Origin of the sequence: Eubacterium maltosivorans, from assembly GCF_002441855.2 — a bacterium.
Classification (GTDB): domain Bacteria; phylum Bacillota; class Clostridia; order Eubacteriales; family Eubacteriaceae; genus Eubacterium; species Eubacterium maltosivorans.
In genome coordinates this window covers 2852247-2869850 of record NZ_CP029487.1, presented here as the reverse complement: position 1 = coordinate 2869850, position 17604 = coordinate 2852247, and the positions used below count along the sequence as shown (strand labels likewise).

General features: G+C 46.6%; 17 protein-coding genes. 12 read left to right on the top strand and 5 right to left on the bottom strand.

All coding sequences use genetic code 11. The features are described from left to right. Positions 1 to 11: 11 nt before the first annotated feature. The gene (locus CPZ25_RS21020; RefSeq protein WP_279230292.1) at positions 12 to 146 is read right to left on the bottom strand and encodes a hypothetical protein; all 135 of its coding nucleotides are present in this window, start codon (positions 144 to 146) and stop codon (positions 12 to 14) included. A gap of 116 nt (positions 147 to 262) precedes the next feature. Here CPZ25_RS21020 and CPZ25_RS13455 point away from each other — a divergent pair, with 116 nt between their 5' ends. Continuing rightward, positions 263 to 1654 carry a sigma-54 interaction domain-containing protein gene (locus CPZ25_RS13455; protein ID WP_096918835.1) on the top strand — a complete coding sequence of 464 codons (1392 nt, stop codon included), beginning with the start codon at positions 263 to 265 and terminating at the stop codon, positions 1652 to 1654. Positions 1655 to 1656: 2 nt separating this feature from the next. Then, positions 1657 to 3108 (top strand): sigma-54 interaction domain-containing protein, encoded by a 1452-nt coding sequence (locus tag CPZ25_RS13450; protein ID WP_167495234.1) that lies wholly within the window; start codon positions 1657 to 1659, stop codon positions 3106 to 3108. Here CPZ25_RS13450 and CPZ25_RS13445 read toward each other — a convergent pair. Both CPZ25_RS13445 and CPZ25_RS13440 read right to left on the bottom strand, forming a co-directional pair. Continuing rightward, complete coding sequence (locus CPZ25_RS13445) at positions 3105 to 4334, bottom strand: MFS transporter (RefSeq protein ID WP_096918833.1); 1230 nt, start codon at positions 4332 to 4334, stop codon at positions 3105 to 3107. The genes CPZ25_RS13450 and CPZ25_RS13445 overlap by 4 nt on opposite strands. Before the next feature lie 10 nt (positions 4335 to 4344). Then, entirely contained in the window at positions 4345 to 5775 is a 1431-nt protein-coding gene (locus CPZ25_RS13440; protein ID WP_096918832.1) for a trimethylamine methyltransferase family protein, read from the bottom strand. A gap of 440 nt (positions 5776 to 6215) precedes the next feature. Between CPZ25_RS13440 and CPZ25_RS13435 the strand changes: the two genes are divergently transcribed. The 6 genes from CPZ25_RS13435 to CPZ25_RS13410 all read left to right on the top strand — a co-directional run bounded on the left by CPZ25_RS13435 (position 6216) and on the right by CPZ25_RS13410 (position 11808). Beyond that, positions 6216 to 6623 carry a hypothetical protein gene (locus CPZ25_RS13435; protein WP_096918831.1) on the top strand — a complete coding sequence of 136 codons (408 nt, stop codon included), beginning with the start codon at positions 6216 to 6218 and terminating at the stop codon, positions 6621 to 6623. 180 nt (positions 6624 to 6803) lie between these two features. Then, positions 6804 to 7091: a phage holin gene (locus tag CPZ25_RS13430; protein ID WP_074616356.1), complete on the top strand. Its 288-nt coding sequence runs from the start codon at positions 6804 to 6806 to the stop codon at positions 7089 to 7091. Beyond that, positions 7054 to 7788: a peptidoglycan-binding protein gene (locus CPZ25_RS13425; RefSeq protein ID WP_096918830.1), complete on the top strand. Its 735-nt coding sequence runs from the start codon at positions 7054 to 7056 to the stop codon at positions 7786 to 7788. The genes CPZ25_RS13430 and CPZ25_RS13425 overlap by 38 nt, the downstream gene beginning before the upstream one ends. A gap of 176 nt (positions 7789 to 7964) precedes the next feature. After that, entirely contained in the window at positions 7965 to 10100 is a 2136-nt protein-coding gene (locus CPZ25_RS13420; RefSeq protein ID WP_074616358.1) for a glycoside hydrolase domain-containing protein, read from the top strand. A gap of 66 nt (positions 10101 to 10166) precedes the next feature. Beyond that, entirely contained in the window at positions 10167 to 10673 is a 507-nt protein-coding gene (locus CPZ25_RS13415) for a hypothetical protein (protein ID WP_074616359.1), read from the top strand. Between the two features lie 667 nt (positions 10674 to 11340). After that, entirely contained in the window at positions 11341 to 11808 is a 468-nt protein-coding gene (locus CPZ25_RS13410) for a YcxB family protein (protein WP_138721010.1), read from the top strand. A 20-nt stretch (positions 11809 to 11828) separates the two neighbouring features. On the opposite strand, the gene CPZ25_RS13405 is transcribed toward CPZ25_RS13410, so the two are convergent. Next, entirely contained in the window at positions 11829 to 12368 is a 540-nt protein-coding gene (locus tag CPZ25_RS13405) for a DUF6323 family protein (protein ID WP_096918829.1), read from the bottom strand. 162 nt (positions 12369 to 12530) lie between these two features. Next, positions 12531 to 13376, bottom strand: coding sequence for a MurR/RpiR family transcriptional regulator (locus CPZ25_RS13400; protein WP_058692995.1), 846 nt, complete (start codon positions 13374 to 13376; stop codon positions 12531 to 12533). 212 nt (positions 13377 to 13588) lie between these two features. Between CPZ25_RS13400 and CPZ25_RS13395 the strand changes: the two genes are divergently transcribed. Genes CPZ25_RS13395 through deoC form a run of 4 tightly spaced genes read left to right on the top strand, consistent with a single transcriptional unit; the run spans position 13589 to position 17593 of the window. Continuing rightward, positions 13589 to 14641, top strand: coding sequence for a galactitol-1-phosphate 5-dehydrogenase (locus tag CPZ25_RS13395; RefSeq protein WP_058692994.1), 1053 nt, complete (start codon positions 13589 to 13591; stop codon positions 14639 to 14641). A gap of 17 nt (positions 14642 to 14658) precedes the next feature. Then, a complete protein-coding gene (locus CPZ25_RS13390; protein ID WP_096918828.1) occupies positions 14659 to 15702 on the top strand; it encodes an alcohol dehydrogenase catalytic domain-containing protein in 1044 nt (347 codons plus the stop codon). Between the two features lie 21 nt (positions 15703 to 15723). Next, positions 15724 to 16911: a TIM barrel protein gene (locus CPZ25_RS13385; RefSeq protein WP_096918827.1), complete on the top strand. Its 1188-nt coding sequence runs from the start codon at positions 15724 to 15726 to the stop codon at positions 16909 to 16911. Positions 16912 to 16942: 31 nt separating this feature from the next. Beyond that, positions 16943 to 17593 carry a deoxyribose-phosphate aldolase gene (gene deoC, locus CPZ25_RS13380; protein ID WP_058692991.1) on the top strand — a complete coding sequence of 217 codons (651 nt, stop codon included), beginning with the start codon at positions 16943 to 16945 and terminating at the stop codon, positions 17591 to 17593. The last annotated feature ends 11 nt before the right edge of the window (positions 17594 to 17604 follow it).

The following is a 17604-nucleotide window of genomic DNA, read 5'->3' as shown; positions in this document are numbered from 1 at the left end:
TTAATTCCATTTTATTCCATCATTCTGCAGATTCTGGAAGTATCGGCTTTCCGATTCATGCCGTTTAATAACGCAAGACCCGTGCCAATCTTAAAAAAGCCCCAGCTGCGCCATTTCTCCTCCAAAAAGAACAACCTGTTAATCATTTTTAACTACCTATACTTTTTAATATTTAATAATCTATGCAAAAATGACTATTTTTTCGGAAATCGCTTGTTTTTTATAAAGAACCCCGGTATACTAGAAGAAAGGCGGTGATTTTGTGAACAATCCATTTCAGCACAGCGAAGAATACCTGGACTATCTGATGTCTCTTCCAAAGGAGCTCTATATTAAAATTCTTGAAAATCTTTTTCTGGGCGTTTTTGTCAGCGACCAGAACGGAAAAACCATCTATGTGAACCCGGCCATCTCAAGGCATTACGGCAAACTGCCAGAGGATCTGGTGGGCGATAGCGACTGGGGGAAATGGGAGGGCGTTGTCTACCCGCCCGCCTATAAAAATATGCTGGCCATGAAAAGGCCGCTGATCTACAGACAGAAAAATATGCTGTCGCGCAATTACATGGAAATCATCGACACTCCGGTCATGAAGGAGGATGCACCCAACGACATTGACTTTACCGTCTATGTGATTCAGGAAAATTTTTCGGATGTGGACTTTGACGCTGACGCTAAGCTCATGGAAAAGCCCGAAAAAGTAAAAAAGCGCCAGAGGCGCAATATTGTGGGGGAAAGCCATGCTTTCCTGAAGCGGATTGTGGAGCTGGAGCGCATCGCGAAGTCGGACATGTCCATCCTGCTTCTGGGGGAGAGCGGGACTGGCAAAACCCTGATCGCCGAGTACATCCACCAGTGCAGTGACCGCGGCTTTGGCCCTTTTATGTCCATCAACTGCGGCGCGATCCCCGACAATCTGCTGGAAAGCGAGCTTTTCGGCTATGCCTCCGGCTCCTTTACCGGCGCCAATACCCGCGGAAAAAAGGGCCTGCTGGAATCTGCCGACAAGGGGACTGTATTCCTCGATGAGATCGGGGATCTGCCCTTAAACCTCCAGGTAAAGCTCCTGCACGCCATCGAGAGCAAATCCTTCCTGCCTGTGGGCGGCACCACACCAGTCCATGTGGATGTGCGCATCATTTCCGCCACCAACAAAGACTTAAAGACTGCCATCGCAGAAAAAACCTTCAGGGAGGACCTCTACTGGCGCATCGGCTCCTTTATCAGCTATATCCCGCCTCTCAGAGAACGCAAGGAGGACATTATTCCCCTCTCCCTCCACTATCTGAAAAAACAAAATTTAAAGTACGGCACAAACAAGGTTTTTTATTCCCTGACCCTGCTCGCCCTGGTCCACTACGACTGGCCGGGCAATATCCGGGAGCTCAAAAATGTCATTGAGCGCATGTACGTCTTAACCAGCGGCTCCATTATCTACGAAAGCAAGGTGCCCGAGGAGATCCGCATGCACGTTCCCCAGACCGATGATAAGTTTTACCATTCTTACGACCAGCTTCTGGATCAGGTCAAAAGCTACATTATCCAGGACTGCTACAGCCGGAAAAAAACCTCTGTCGGCGTGGCCGAGGAGCTGGGCATCACCCAGTCAAAGGCCAGCCGGCTCATACGAAAATACTGTGCTAAGGAGGAATGAGCATGGAAAAGGACTTAAAGGCGCTGCGCCCGCTGAGTATCGGCGATCTGGAGCGCATCACCGACATGGCCGTGATGATTCTTGACGCAGAGGGGCGGATCATCTGTTACTCAAAGGGCTGTGAAAAGATTGAAGCCCTGCGGCGTGACGAGGTTATTGGAAAAAGCCCTGAGGAGCTCTATAACCCACAGCAGTTTCCAAACATTATCCGCCCAAAGCGCTCAATGGTGCTCGATACACTGAAAACCGGAAAAATCTATCAGGAAACGCTGGACTATTACACCACCGTCGGCGGCAATGAGGCGAATATTCTGTGCAGCACTTATCCTATATACGGAAAAAATGGTAAAATCGATTATGCCCTGTGCATTTACCGCGAGGTCTCGGATTATCTGGAAATGATCGCCGAGGGTAATAAAAAACAGAGTGACCGCCAGATCCCCTCCCATTACCAGCAAAATGGTACACAGCACACCTTTGACAATGTGATCGGCAGCAGCCCGATGCTGCAAAAGGCAATTTACCGGGGGAAAATCGTGGCTAAAACAGACGCCCCTGTGCTCATCTGGGGCGAGACCGGCACTGGCAAGGAAGTTTTTGCCCAGAGCATTCACAACTACAGTGCCTTTTCTCCCTATCCCTTCGTGGCTGTAAATTGCAGCGCTATCCCAGAAGCCCTGCTTGAAAGCACGCTGTTTGGCACCTGTAAAGGCTCATATACCGGCGCGGTCAACCGAAAGGGACTGTTTGAAGAGGCTGAGAACGGCACTCTGTTTTTGGATGAGCTCAACTCCATGGCTGTCGGGCTCCAGTCAAAGCTGCTGCGCGTTCTGGAGACAGGACGCTTCCGTTCAGTGGGCGGTCAGGAGGAAAAACCCTGCAAATGCCGCATCATCAGCGCCATCAATGAGGAGCCCTTCATCGCCATTGAAAACAGCCATTTACGGGCAGACCTCTATTACCGCCTGGCCGTTTTCTCTATTGAGCTGCCCCCGCTGGCCAGCCGCAGGGAGGATATCGCTGAGACGGCTGAGTATTTTATTGGCAGTATGGCGCCAGTGCTCGGAAAAAAGGTCACCCGGTTATCCAGCGCGGTAAAACAGATTTTTGAATCCCACAGCTGGCCCGGCAATGTCCGGGAGCTGCGGCATATCATCACTCAGGCCATCTATTTTGCGGGAAAGGATGAAGCCTTTATTAAGCCCCACCACCTGCCTGAGTACCTGCTTAGGACAAATACAGCTCCCGAAGCTGCGCCGCCCTCCGGCCTGCCCGGAACCAGCGGGGAAGAAGGGCTCAGCCAGCTGATGAACGCTTATGAAGCAAAGATTATCCAGGATACCCTTGAAAAAACCGGGCATAATGTCAGCAGAGCTGCAAAGCAGCTCCAGATTTCCCGGACAAATCTGCACAATAAAATCAAGAAGTACAACCTGGAAAAAGCTGAGGGCTAAATGCCCTCAGCTTTTTTGTGCCGTCTGTAAATAATCACAGCCAGTATGATGCTGATCACCGAAAAACTGATCATCCAGATAAATATCTTATTAAAGCCCATCACCGGGTCTGCGTCAATCCATGAGCCCATGATGGTTGTCATAAAGGCCTCCGGCGCATAGGCGATAAAGGAAATGATGCCTGTGGCGGCCGCGGTCAGTTCAAGTGGAATCCCGCCTTCACCCATGACTGAATAATAAACAGATTTAACCGTAAAATACAGGAAGGACATGACCATGGTAATGACAATGGCCACTGTCACCAGACTGCTGCTAAAAATTAAAAGCGCCGCGCACACGATAATGCCGCCCAGAAGGCCGCTGATAAAAATCGCTCTGGACTTTGCCTTGTCCGCCAGTATACCGCCCAGCACACCTGCCGCGATCACGATGACATAGCTTCTGAAAATCGCCAGTCCGCTGGAGACAGAGGCCGATACGCCCAGCACCTGCGTCGTATAAGTGCCGAGGTAGTTTGTCCCGGTATTGATCACACAAAAACAGCTGAACAGAAAAAATGCAACCAGCCATGTGCCAGGGAGCCTGAGCGCTTTTATAATATTTTTCATCCCTTTTTCCTGTGGATTATTCTGTTTTGAAGCTTTAGTCTCTGTTTTGGGTAAAAAGACGATGCTCAAAGCCGCGAAGAGCACATATAACCCAACCGAAATCCACAGGAGCACCTGCATTCCTCCCACGCTGTCCACAAAAAGGCCCAGCATCCAGAGAAAAACAAAGCCGGTTACCGCGCTGACCACACCGCGCATGGCCTCGCTGACACCAAAAAGCTTTCCCTGCTCCTCCTCTGTTCCCAGATGGCGCACAAAACAGATATAAGGCGACCAGAGAGTGGCGGTCGTAAAGAAGCCGTACAGGACATAGATAGCCACCAGTGTATTATAGCCTGGAAAAGTGGACTGCCAGAAAGTGAGCCCCGCCATGACTAAAAAAGAGATGGTCAGCAGAATGCGCGCGCTGAAACGGTCGGCCAGATAACCGCTGACCGGGTAACAGAACAGGGCAACCAGGCCATAAATTGACCCAAGCGTGCCCAGCTGCAAATTGGTCAGATGAAATCCGTCCAGCATCTGGTCATAAAAGAAAAAGCGGAGATAGGGGATAAAATAGATAATCCCCACCATTACACTGATCAACACCAAAAGAAAATTACGTTTTCCCTTACTCATGACAGGCCTCCTAAATCTGGTCCCGGTAAGCTTCCGGCAAATACGGCTTTAACAATTCTTCCTGCTCTTTTGTAATTTCCGGCGCCTGGTAAGCCTCAATTCTCTCCTGCACCTTTTGGCCGGCATTTTCCTTGAGCCCAACCCGGCCTTTATTCTGCCAGTCGTTGGCGTCGGCCTTGTTCAGGTACTGGGTGAGATAAAATTCTTCACGGTACATCTTCGGCGTTCTGCCAGACAGGAAATTGCCCCTTGGCCCGGTCTTTTCAATATCCTTAAAACAGATTTTCTTCTCCGTTACATCAATACCCCGGTGAATCCGTTCGGCATAGGCAAAGATTTCCTCGTCCATCAGCATTTTTTCAAAGCTGACGATATTATATGTCCCCAGACAGCCTGTGCTGTGGAGGATCATGTCTGGTTTTGCCTCTACGGTCGCTTCAGCCATCATCATGGATTCCATACCTGCCTGGAAATCAAGATCCTTGGCGTCGCTGATGGCGCCGCCAGCCCGGAAGGGCACGCGATAATAATCGGCCAGAGCCGCAGTTCCGTAAATCATCAGCGCAGCCTCTGGATTCCCCATGCTCAGCTGAATGGTCCTCAAATCTGTCGAGCCGGATACATTGGCGTAAATCATCGGTGTTCCGGGTTTTAAGAGCTGTGTAAAAACAAAACCTGCCAGAATCTCCGCATTCACCATGGTCAGGATCGAAGCGACAGACGGCGGAGCCGTTAAAACCGGCATCACACAGGAGGCCAGCCAGATCCCCTGGTTTTCATCGCAGGTTCCGATGATCCGCTCGATGGGGGCATGGTCATAGCAGAGCGGCGAAAGGGGGTTGATCCCCACCGAAGCCAGGCATTTATCCTCAACGCCCTCAAACCGCTTCATCAGGCGGATACCGCTGGCCATGGCTTCCCGCAGGCTGCCCTTTTCCGCCGAGGTATCGGGAATGGCAAAAGGGAAAGGCTTATTGGAGTATTTCATAAGCAGCGCCAGATAGGAATAGCGCTTTACATCATCGGAAAAGCCTTCCGATTCGGTAAAAAAGTTAACATGGTTACAGTCGAGCAATGGACTGGTATCAATAAGCTTAAACAGATCAATAATGTCCTTATTCAAAATTTTGCGGATATTGCCATGATCCTCGATAAAGGCTGGACAGCCCACCGGCAGCTTGACCATACTGCCGTCTCCAACCTCTACCGTTCCTCTGCCCGAGTACAGCGTGAAGGTCTCCGGAACCGTCGACAGGGCCGTGCGCACGTCCTTCTCACCCATATAGACGACATCGCCCTCGACCCGTATGCCGTGCTTCCTGAAAATCTCCAGAGCTTCCTCATGCTCAAACTTGACCCCGACGTTTTCCAGAATACGAATGGTATTCTCATGAATTAATTCAATGTCTTCTTTTGCAATAAACTGTTCATATTTTTTCATCTTATTCCTCCCAAATGCAGCAGCATTAAATCTTAATCTTTAGTAAATGCAATTTTTATGCCAAAAACGAACCGCGAATAAAGCCATTTATTGTTCTAAAACACCGTAATTTTGTTTTTTTGCTTAGTTTTTGTCTCTCCTTCGTTCAAAATAATGACACTGTCATAAAAAGCAACAAACCTAAAAATCCTGTTTTTAACGAAAATCCAACTATAGCGAACAAAATCTGTCCAAAATAATGACACTTCTAAAAAACTTTATTTTAAAAACAGCTACAAAGAATAATATTCATCTTTAAAATCAAAAAAATACTTGCTTAAATTAGAGTAAATATTTGTCCACTCCAATGGATTTCATTGACATTTTCTCTTGATGAGCGTATGATTATTTTAAAGAACATATGTTTGTAAAAAGAAAATTTATTCGAAAGGTGGGAGTATATGAAATTATTGGAAAAGGACGACTCTGTCATCAGCCTGAAAGCTGAGCTGGCCATTATCCAGGAGGAGATTATCTATCTTACTCAGCTTGAAGAAAAATGGATGCGTTTATCTGAAAAAACACCTTACACAAAGGTCGAAAGAAAAAAGCAAATTCTAAAGCAGCTAACGCTTATCCGAGAGGCGCTGGGTGAGCAGCGGCGTCAGGAGCACTTGCTTGAAAAAAGCCTTAAGGTTATTCTTGAGGCAATTCCAAAACTTAAAAACATTCAGAAAAAAGTATTTTACATGCAGCGCTATACTGGAAAATCGCTGGTACAGATCGCCGAGGAGCTCGAGTATGACTATGATTATATCCGCCATGTCGCCTCAAAAGCAAATCAAGCGATGAAACATCAGATTAAGTAATCAAATTCTCCCACTTGCCTCCAAAGAGCCGAAAGGCTCTTTTCTTTTTAAGCAAACACAGCACAAAGTGAACACAGCCGGTCCACGAATGCGGTGCTATAATGTGTTTATCGAAAGCATAGCTGTTATCGCGATACCACAACATCATCAGCCTTCGATAGAAAGTAGGTGATAACCGGAATGAACTTAAAGATTCGATTAAAGAACAAAGCCTTCTGGATTGCCTGTATCGGCCTGATCGTTTTGATCCTGCAGTACGCCCAGGGATTTATCTCAACAGATTTTAACGTGCCTTTAATCGAAAAGATTTTGAACGCAGCGGTCATCTGTGCCGTTGCAATGGGCGTGATTGTCGATCCGACAACCCCCAGCATCAGCGATTCCGAACAGGTATTAAAAAAGAAAGACAAAAAGGAAAGAGGTGAAAATAATGGAGATGACCTTAACACAGGTTCAGGAAGCCCTTAAGCTCTGCAACTACGCGCCGGGGACGGTCGATGGCTATGATGGCCCCGAAACCCAGGCGGCTGTGAGGCGGGCCCAGGAAGGCTATGGCATTGAGGCTGACGGCATTGCCGGCCCGATGACAAAAGACCACCTGTCCGAGCAAGTACGCGGCATACAGGCGCAGTTAAACGCAAAGGGCTACAGCTGCCCAGTCGATGGCCTTCCAGGGCCCTTAACAGATGCAGCCGTCAAAGCACTGCAAGCCGATTTTGGACTCGTCGCTGACGGCATCGTCGGCTATAACACTGAAGCCGCCCTGTTTGACTATGCCGCAGCCGATCCGGCGCCGGTTTTTGATCCGCAGGAACAGGTAACCGAGCATTTTAATATGCAGGAGTTTAAATGTGAGTGCGGCGGCAAATACTGCGATGGGTTTCCGGTTCCGATGAACCGGACGCTCATCGAAAAGCTGGAACAGGTTCGGAAGGACCTGGGGATTCCCCTGGTTGTGACCTCTGGCGTAAGGTGTGAAATCCTCAACGCAGAGGTCGGCGGTGTGCCGGATTCCTACCATAAACTGGGACGGGCGGCTGATATTGCCGTCTATACCGCCAATGGATATACTGTCGATGCGGTGGCAGACGCGGGTGAGCGGTATGGCCTGAAGACCATCCGCTATTATGACAGAAGCTTTGTGCATTTTCAGTGGAATAATTAACACACGATTTGTGCACAGACAAAGCAGAGAAACGCGGCTAAAATAGAATTATAAAAGCGCCCGACACTGCATAAGGCCAAAAACTAAAGCAGAGGACCGGTCCTTCTTAAACCGGCAAGTGCACATTGCCGGTTTACTAAAAAAAATAAATAAAAAAAGAAAGAAGGATTTATATTATGGATCAGAAAGTATTAATGACGCAGGTATGGTTAAACAATACCTATTCAGGAAAAACAGGTTATATTCACTGTGACGAGGACGGGGCAACCGGTAATGGAACCATTGCTTCCCTGATTTCCGCATTACAGATTGAAATTGGCGTATCGCCGGTTACCGGTGAATTCGGACCGCTGACAGCCAGCATGTGTCCAACCCTTAAACTTGGCTCAGCTGGGAATAAGGTTAACATTCTGCAGGGAGCACTTTGGTGTAAAGGCTACAGCTCATCAGACTTGACAAAAACCTATGATGGTGCAACAATTATTGGTGTCAATGCCTTTAAAAAAGCAGCAGGTCTGCCGCAGGATGGGGAGGTTGATCCCAAAACTTTTAAGGGAATTTTATCAACGGATGCCGTTGTGTGGGGTAGCATGGGTGACCCCAGAATTCAGGAGATTCAGAGAGGTCTAAACTCAAAGTACAGTGATTACTTTTGGAAAGACCTGAACATCTGCCCAGTGGATGGTGAGTATGGGCGAAACACCTGTAATGCCATGCTCTATGCTTTCCAGAAAGAAGTGGGTATTGATGAGCCAAACGGTGTATTTGGTCCCAGTACAGCACAAGGAGCGAATGACCATAACGTTGCACTTTGGAGCGGGCAAACAGAACTCGTCGTCCTGCTTCAGTATATGTTATATGTAAATGGCTTTGATCCTGGAGAATTTGACGGTGGCTTTGGCTATGGCGTTCAGACCGCTGTCATGGACTTTCAGGAAATGATGGCCTTAGATGCCGATGGCTGGGTTGGCTTATCGACATGGGCAGCTTTACTAGTCAGCAAAGGCAATACGGACCGGGCTCCCAACGCAATTGATACCACTGCAAGAATCAATTCAAACAGAGCGCAGTATTTTAAAGGTATCGGCATTGATTATGTCGGACGATACCTCACAGGCTACTGGCCAATCACGATTTCCGAAATCAATAAGATTTTGGCAGCAGGCCTTCGCTATATTCCGATTTTTGAACGTTCCGGCGACGATATGAAAGGCATCGTACATGAAGTTACTGAAGCACCTTATTTTACTTCCACTCAGGGAACAAGCGACGCGCAATATGCAATTGAAGCGGCGGATCGCTTAGGCCTGCCGAGATCAAGTGTTATTTATTTCGCTGTTGATTTCGATGTCTATGATTTTGAAGTTGAATCAAATATTATTCCATATTTCAGAGCTGTAAAAACTAAACTTAACCAAAGCTCCGACTACCGTGTTGGTATTTATGCCAGCAGGAGCTGCTGTTCGAAAGTCGCAGCAGCAGGCCTGAGCGAATACAGCTATGTTGCCGATATGTCTGTTGGTTTTTCTGGAAATATTGGTCAGAAAATGCCTTCAAACTGGGCCTTTGATCAATATTGGTTCGATAGTATTGGGGTCCAGTCAAGATATATGGATTACGACAAAGTCATCGCTTCCGGCAGAGATGGTGGAGTTGGCTCGATTACAGTTTCAAATTTACCGCGCATTCTATGCGAAGATACACTGGAATCATTAGGATTTGATGTATCCGTTGGCTGGGACTTTAATGTTGAGTATCCGTTTTATACTGGTGTGGTTGATGGAAAATATAAAATGGGGATTACAGGACAATTTTCACCAATGGCTGCGCTTGGAGGTGTTCCGGCAGAACAAAAGATTTCCTTTAATATCAATGATGGCCAGTTTGATGAAGTGGAACTCGAAAGTGCAAAAGCAACATATGATAATCTTGATACGTCAATGAAAATGTTGTTCGGGGACTCAGATTCATTGCAACCAGCTTTATCAATTGCAAACACGGTCAGTAATGGCAAGCTTACCTTAGCTTTTTATCTTGATAGCGCAGGAAATCCTGTATTTGATATACAGGTTGAACAAGTTGCTGAAACTTCCACAGGTGAAACCTCTATATATACAGAGGTAATATACACATTCAATTTAAATCAGCCAGATCCACCGGATACAGGCGCACTTAGATCAACGGTCATTACTGTTTTGGGAGCAAGTGTAGGTCTGCTTCTTTTAGTCCTATTGGCAGCAAGTTTTGGAACGGGTTTTGGAGAAGTGCTAACAGCGATTTTAGCCCTCGGTGCATTTTTAACTGCGAGTTAGATTTTTAAAGGATAAGTGCTTGAATGGCACTTATCCGTTTTTAGTAGATTCATTTAAGGAGGAAAAATGGAGCCTGAGTTTATTGTAGAACCATCATATACCAAAGAAGAGATGAAACAATTCCCGAAAGAATGTTGGAGATTGTTTGAAAACAAACCGTTTTTTATTGGTCTTCGTATTGTAGCAGTACTATTCATGGTGATCATATTATTTGTCACGCTTATGCGAATAATAGTCGTGGAAAATCTATGGGTTTGGGTGATGGCAGCGATTTTTGGAATTATTATGGCTGTATTTTTACCAAAGTGGGTAAGCTTTAAATGTATCGGTATTGGTATAAATTTTATTGCAAACTTGATGAACAAAAAAATCAATGAAAAAATAGAATTTTACATTGACCATATTGATTGCTTAGAATATAAAAATATTCAATATCGCGATATGGAGATAATTGAATATGAAAATCGTTTAATCCTAAAGGCAGAAAGATTTTATTTTTTGATAAAACGATCGGATCTATCTTTAGGGGAATATAACGAGTTGATTAAGTTTTTGTATTTAAAAAATAACTGATCTAAAAAAGCAAGGCATGTTTTTATGGAATTACTATATATAAACGAACAGAGATTTACTGAAGAAGAAGTAAAAAAGATTAGCAAGAAATATTTAAAATTTCCAAATAGAGGTAAGAAAATTACTCTTCTTAATAATATTTTTATTACTTGATTACTTATTGTTTAAACAAATAGGTCCGTTTACTCTATCATTCTACTCTGTGCTCTTTTATTTTTGCCTGGCTTTTGGGGTATTAGGTTTAGTGTATTTCCTTTTTTCCCAATATATTAACTTTGTATTAGCCAAAAGAATGAAAGCTTCAGAAAGGAAAAATGAGCAGAATCTGGATTTATCCCAAGAGGGAGAATCCTTTTTTATGAAGATTATATTATTAATAAATTCGTTCTCTTTAATGATTCCGAAGAAATTATCGAGATAAAAACAAAAAGTATCAATATTCTGATATTACAAATCTGCATAATGAGGACGAAGGGACGTTATGGATTGTTTATTTTGGATATTATTTTTTTGTAATTCATAGAAGCGGTTTTATTCAAGGATTGCCAAATGATTTTGAAAAATTCATCAATTCAAAGATTGCTTTGAATAGATAATAATGGAGGTCATCATGGAAGCGCTATACATAAATGAGCCGCACTACACCAAAGTGGATACTGAAGAACTTTTGAAAAAAAATACCCTGGGTTTATCCAAAGATATGACAAACATAAAAATCATAGGAGTGCTTATCGCCGGAATGGAAATAATCATTTTTCTTTTAAGCGGGTTTAAATTTGATCTGATTTCACTCATCGGCTTAGCTGCACTGAGCCTTGTAGTACTTATTGAGCTTTATGCTTGTAACTATGACCGCTTTATCTTTTGTATAACAAAGTTAAAGGGTTCCAGACTAAGAAAAGTGAATAATGTTAAAAACGATCCCCCTGTGTTTTTATTTTATGAAAACTACGCCGACTGTACTTTTATGAAGCATTTGGAATACAGTGAGCTGACCAATTTTAAAGAAGATGATCTTCATTTTGTCTTTTACTACAAAAATATCTATTTTGTACTCCAAAAGAATGCTTTCACAAAGGGAACACCGGAAAATTTCAGGGAATTTTTTCTGAGTAAAACGGGCAATGCGCTTTAAGGCTGATCATATAGACCTTTCTACTCCCATGCCAGCTCCCTGAGCATCTGCATATAAAGCGCCTTATCCCACCGCGGTTCTTCGTCAAACAGGCTGTACTCGCTGTGGCCGCCGGATTGCCGGTAGCCGCGGTAGCCGGCCTGAATTGCCATGCAGAAGCGCTGGAGGCAGGTGGTCTCCAGGTAGTCGAGATCGCCGAAGCACACGCCCTCGAACTGCTCCTGCATAAAAGTCAGCAGCTCGTCGTCTGAAACCAGGTCGTCACATTCGTTTTTATACAGGAAAAAAATATCCTGCAGCCGCTTGAGCGTTTCGACATAATTATCCTGCCAGATATACTGGGAGTCACAAAAAAGGTGGATGATTTTCTTAGTGACGCAGGGGCCAATCTCGACGCGCTGGTGTTTCTTAAGGCTTTCATTTCGGGCTTCCATCACTGCCAGCGCATCCTCGCTGGACAGGGCAAGGCCAAAGTGTTCGCTTTCCTCATTGCAGGCCAGCACTGCTTTTGTGTCCTCCAGCAGCTGTACCTCAGCCGCTGTTTTCATAAGATCCATCATTTCCAGACACTTCCTTTCTCATGTAAAGTATCCTCTATTGTACGCGCATTTTCTGGAAATAAACAGTCTTGTAGTTAAAAATTTAATGGGGTATAATGGAGGTAGGGGAAGTGTTTACCCCAATACAAAAAGTTCCAGCCAAATTCTGGCTGGAACTTTTTTTCATGTTTTGTTTAAAGATACCGCGATTCGCGACTGGTTAAGAGCTTTATAGAACTTAGCCTCATTTTGCATAAAGACGGACAAATACAGGATATCGATGATCACCAGCTGAACGATTCTGGACGCCATGGCTTCGGAATGGTACTTTTTATCATTGGTGGAGCTGGATAAAAACACATCGGATTTTTTGGCCAGGCTGGAATTGCTGAAGCTGGTCAGCGATATGATCTTTGCGCCGTTTTCCTTGGCCAGAGTGACTGCGTTCAGCACCTCCACACTTTCACCTGTATGAGAAACCACAAACAGAACGTCCTCTGAGGTCATATGTGAGCAGTGGATGTTCATCAGGTGTGAATCCTGAAAGCCGTTGACATTCAACCCGATTTTTCCAAACTTATGCAGCGCATCGATGGCGACGGCCGAAGACGCACCGATCCCAAAAAATGTCACCCGCCTTGCATTAAGAATCATCTCCGCACATTGGTCAATATCCTTCTGGTCAATGGAATACTCAAGATCGCTGACTGCGGTATTGGTATGCTTAATTACCTTGCGCTTGATATCAGAGGTACTGTCACCCTCCGCAATTTCTTCATTGATGGTCTCACTGGGACTGTCAATCAGTTCTTTTGCGAGATTAACCCGAAAAATCTGATAGGAATCATAATCCAGCTTTTTAAGAAACCGCATAACGGTTGTCTCGCTGGTGCTGCAGTTATTGGCCAGCTCTGTAATGGACAAAAGAATGGTGGCGTCTGGATTATCCAGTATGTAGTCTGCAATGGTCTTCTGCGTTTTAGAGAGCAGATTGTACTTTGTTCGTATATCACTTAATAAAGAAGCCATAAGATTTCTCCCTTTTTCCTCTTTTTGAATTAATTATACTTCATAACTCTCTGAAAGTAAAACACTTTTTCGTTAATAATTTACGATACTTATGTTGACATCGTCAAAAAATGATGTTATAATTCGTTTATAATTTACGAATAGTAAATGCAAAACGTAAATTTAATACTATTTTCGTGAAAACAAATATTCAGAGGAGGCAAAGATTAAAAATGAAAGCAGTAAGAATGTATAAGCCTGGGGACTTGAGAGTTGAGGATGTCGAAAAACCGGAAATGATGGACGACGAAGCGATGGTAAAGGTTCGCGCTGTTGGTCTTTGCGGTTCAGATATTCCGAGAGCTCTGGTCTATGGCGCTCATGTTTCTCCGATCACCATCGGCCATGAATTTTCCGGCGAAATCGAAGCGGTTGGAAAAAATGTGAAAAACTTTAAGCCCGGGGACCGGGTTGTGGTTCCGCCGCTCATTCCATGCGGAAAATGCGAATGGTGCCAGAAGGGAATCTATTCTTTATGTGAGGATTATGATTACTATGGCTCCAGACGCGACGGCGCCCTTGCCGAATATGTATCCGTCAAGGAATCGAACCTGCTCAAGGTTCCGGAAGGCGTATCCTATGAGGACGCCGCGACCCTTGACCCGTGCGCAAATGCCTATCACGGACTCATGCGCGGCAACTTTAAAGAAGGCGACAGCGTCTGTGTCTGCGGCACTGGCCCCATTGGCTTATTCGCCGCGCAGTACGCAAAGCTCTGCGGCGCCTCTCAGGTCATTGCTGTTGACGTCTGGGATGAAAAGCTGGACATCGCCAAAAAAGTTGGCGCAGATGTGGTGATCAACTCTTTAAATGAAGATCCTGTGGAGGCGGTTAAAAAAGCCACTGACGGCAAAGGTGCAAATCTGGTCATTGATTTCTCCGGTGTTCCTGCAGCCCAGAAACAGTGTATTCTCATGGCCTCTAAAATGGGCCGGGTTGTCTTCCTCGGAATTTCTCATAAAGGCTTAGACTTAAGCGAAAAAGAAGTGGACACCATCATGAGAAGCCAGCTGAGCGTTATCGGTTCATGGAACTCCTTCACGAAGCCTTATCCCGGTGAAGACTGGACGGAATCCTTAAAAATGTTCGGCGAACGCGGAATGACCGCCAAAGATATCATCAGCCACCGCCTGCCTCTGGACGACTGCCCGGGTATCTTCGATAAAATCAAAGAGGGCGGCTTCTTCTACAACAAGGTGATGTTCTATCCCTGGGGCCAGGAATAATCGAAAGGAACTTAGACATGCAGGCATTCGTACTTAATGAAAACAGAGAGCTCGTGGTTCGGGAGGTTCCCGAGCCTCAGGGAAATGACGGTAACATCATCGTCAAGGTAAAATCCGCTTCGATCTGCGGCACAGACATGCGGACTTTCCTAAAGGGAAATGACAAAATTGATGTGCCGCGTGTCCTGGGCCATGAGTGTGCCGGGGATATTGTCCATGCCGGCAAGCTTGCCCGGGAGCATGGTTATCAGGCAGGAGACCGTGTCACCATCGCCCCGGCCATCGGCTGCGGCGAGTGCTGGCCCTGCAAAACCGGCCACACCAATATGTGTGACCACCTGACCACTATCGGCTTTCAGTATGAGGGCGTTTTCGCGCCTTATCTGGAGGTTCCGGCCCAGGCCATCAGAATGAACAATGTCATCAAGCTGCCGGACAGCATCGAGTATGATGACGCCACCCTGATCGAACCGGCAGCCTGCGCCTTAAACGGCCAGCGCTACATGCACATCGAGCCCGGCGATTTCGTGGTCGTTTACGGCAGCGGCATGATTGGCTGTATCCATGCCGAGCTTGCTTTCCAGAAAGGGGCTGCAAAGGTCATTATTGTGGAACCTGTCGAAAAACGCGGAAAAATCGCCATGGAAAAGGTACCGGGGGTGATCTGGGTCAATCCCTTCACTCAGGATACGGTGGCAGAAGTTGAAAGAATCACAGAGGGACGCGGCGCCAACGTCGTCATCACTGCAACCTCCGTCCCCTCTGTGCACACCGAAGCGCAGATCATCGCCGCGAAAATGGGGCGTATCTCCCTGTTCGGCGGACTACCGGGCGAGAGCAAGGGCCACATCGACTCTAACCTGATCCATTACAAGGAGCTTCAGGTCTGCGGCGTGCACGCCACCACACCAGACTGCATGCGTGAGATCATGCAGCTCATGGCAGAGGGCAGGCTGGATGCCCAAAAATATATCGAGCGTTCCATTAAGCTGGAAAACATCATGGACGGCTTCACCGCAATCCGGGATGAAAACATCATGAAGGTTGTTGTTCACCCATAAACTAGAAACAGGAGATCATCTATGAACTACCCAAAAATATACCTGGTACTGGATAACTGCTTTGCCATCAAGCGCTGGGTGGAGCCCGAAATCTGGGGGCCGCTCATTAAAGAGCTTGGCTTTGACTATGTCGAGGCCAGCTTTGACAACGAGGCCGACTTTTTCTATTCACCGGATTGGTACCTTGATGAGTGGTTTGAGCGTGTCAAGGCAGTGGAGGCCGCGCAGGACATCCGTGTCGCCAACTTTTTTACCGGCTACCAGACTTACCGGACTGCCGGACTGGCCCATCCAAATCCTAAAATGGCACGCCATATGCTGGAGGGCTGGGTAAAGCCCGCCATTGAAAGGCTGGGCGCACGGGGCTCCGGCATTGGCTTTTCCCTTCACGCTTATCCCGACAGCGTGCTTCAGGATCCAGACCTTTACAAAGAGGAAACGCGCAAGGTCTCAGCGATTCTATCCGAAATCGGCAAAATCGCAAAGGAAAACGGCCGTATTCCCGTATGTGTTGAGGCTATGTACGCACCGCACCAGACCCCCTGGACCATCGAGGGCACAAAAAACTTTCTCCGGGATATCTACAGCATTGACCATAACCCCGTCTATACCACGGTTGATCTGGGGCATATGGTCGGCCAGGTACGTTTCCGGAAGCCCTGCCGCGGCGAGATCCGCCAGAGCATTGAAGCCGCTGTAAAAGGCGAGACCTTCACCGAACCCTGGCTGGGCGGCGACACCACCTACGCAATCTGGGAGAAAGCCATCCAAAACAGAGACGCCGGCGACGCAGTCCTGAACGCCATTGAAGCCGATATGGCGCGCTACCCCCATCTTTTCTCCTTTGATCCGGCAGACTCTGACCCTTACGCCTGGCTTGAACAGCTGGCCTGCTATTCCCCCATCATGCATATGCAGCAGACCAACGGTATTACCTCTTCCCACGCGGCCTTTACAAGGGATAACAACACAGCGGGCATCATCGACGGCACCCGGCTTTTAAGGGCTATCGCGAAATCCTATGAAGCGGAAGACGCCGCCATGCCGCCAAAGGCTGAGGCCATCTATCTGAGCTTTGAAATTTTCGCATCTAACGCTGAGCATCCAAGAGAAATCAAAAAGAAATTAAAAGAAACCTGCGCGTACTGGCGCCAGTTTATTCCAAAGGACGGCATGCCGCTCAATGAACTCATTGAGTTGCTGAAATAAAGATGACAAGACTGAATGAAGGAGTATAAAAATGAACAAACAAGAAATTTTAGGCCACATTGACCACACACTTTTAAAAGCATTCTCAACCTGGGACCAGATCAAGGCCCTCTGCGACGACGCGGTGGCATATAAAACCGCTTCTGTCTGCATTCCCCCTTCCTTTGTGAAGAGAGCGAAAGAAACCTACGGCGACGCCCTGAATGTCTGCACCGTCATCGGTTTTCCTCTGGGTTATAACACCACTGCCGTCAAGGCCTTCGAAGTCAAGGAAGCCATCTTAGGCGGCGCCTCCGAGGTGGATATGGTCATCAACATCGGCGCTTTAAAGGACAAGGATTACGACTATGTCCAAAATGAAATTGCCGAGCTGAAAAAAGCAGCCGGCGACCACATCTTAAAAGTCATTGTTGAAACTTGCTACCTCACCGAAGAAGAAAAGATCAAGGTCTGCGAGCTGGTCACAAACGCTGGCGCAGACTATATCAAAACCTCCACCGGCTTTGGAACAGGCGGCGCCACCATTGAGGATATCAACCTCTTTAAAGCGCATATCGGACCATCTGTAAAAATGAAAGCCTCCGGCGGCGTGAAAACCGTAGACGATCTGGAAATGTTTTTAGGCGCAGGCTGTGAGCGCATCGGCACCAGCTCAGCCATCGGACTTTTAAAAGAAAGCTAGGCCAGGTGAAA

Coding starts and splice junctions, on each gene's coding strand:
- CPZ25_RS21020 (WP_279230292.1), bottom strand. CDS start 146: ATGATTAACAGGTTGTTCTTTTTGGAGGAGAAATGGCGCAGCTGGGGC.
- CPZ25_RS13450 (WP_167495234.1), top strand. CDS start 1,657: ATGGAAAAGGACTTAAAGGCGCTGCGCCCGCTGAGTATCGGCGATCTG.
- CPZ25_RS13445 (WP_096918833.1), bottom strand. CDS start 4,334: ATGAGTAAGGGAAAACGTAATTTTCTTTTGGTGTTGATCAGTGTAATG.
- CPZ25_RS13440 (WP_096918832.1), bottom strand. CDS start 5,775: ATGAAAAAATATGAACAGTTTATTGCAAAAGAAGACATTGAATTAATT.
- CPZ25_RS13435 (WP_096918831.1), top strand. CDS start 6,216: ATGAAATTATTGGAAAAGGACGACTCTGTCATCAGCCTGAAAGCTGAG.
- CPZ25_RS13430 (WP_074616356.1), top strand. CDS start 6,804: ATGAACTTAAAGATTCGATTAAAGAACAAAGCCTTCTGGATTGCCTGT.
- CPZ25_RS13425 (WP_096918830.1), top strand. CDS start 7,054: ATGGAGATGACCTTAACACAGGTTCAGGAAGCCCTTAAGCTCTGCAAC.
- CPZ25_RS13420 (WP_074616358.1), top strand. CDS start 7,965: ATGGATCAGAAAGTATTAATGACGCAGGTATGGTTAAACAATACCTAT.
- CPZ25_RS13415 (WP_074616359.1), top strand. CDS start 10,167: ATGGAGCCTGAGTTTATTGTAGAACCATCATATACCAAAGAAGAGATG.
- CPZ25_RS13405 (WP_096918829.1), bottom strand. CDS start 12,368: ATGATGGATCTTATGAAAACAGCGGCTGAGGTACAGCTGCTGGAGGAC.
- CPZ25_RS13400 (WP_058692995.1), bottom strand. CDS start 13,376: ATGGCTTCTTTATTAAGTGATATACGAACAAAGTACAATCTGCTCTCT.
- CPZ25_RS13395 (WP_058692994.1), top strand. CDS start 13,589: ATGAAAGCAGTAAGAATGTATAAGCCTGGGGACTTGAGAGTTGAGGAT.
- CPZ25_RS13390 (WP_096918828.1), top strand. CDS start 14,659: ATGCAGGCATTCGTACTTAATGAAAACAGAGAGCTCGTGGTTCGGGAG.
- CPZ25_RS13385 (WP_096918827.1), top strand. CDS start 15,724: ATGAACTACCCAAAAATATACCTGGTACTGGATAACTGCTTTGCCATC.
- deoC (WP_058692991.1), top strand. CDS start 16,943: ATGAACAAACAAGAAATTTTAGGCCACATTGACCACACACTTTTAAAA.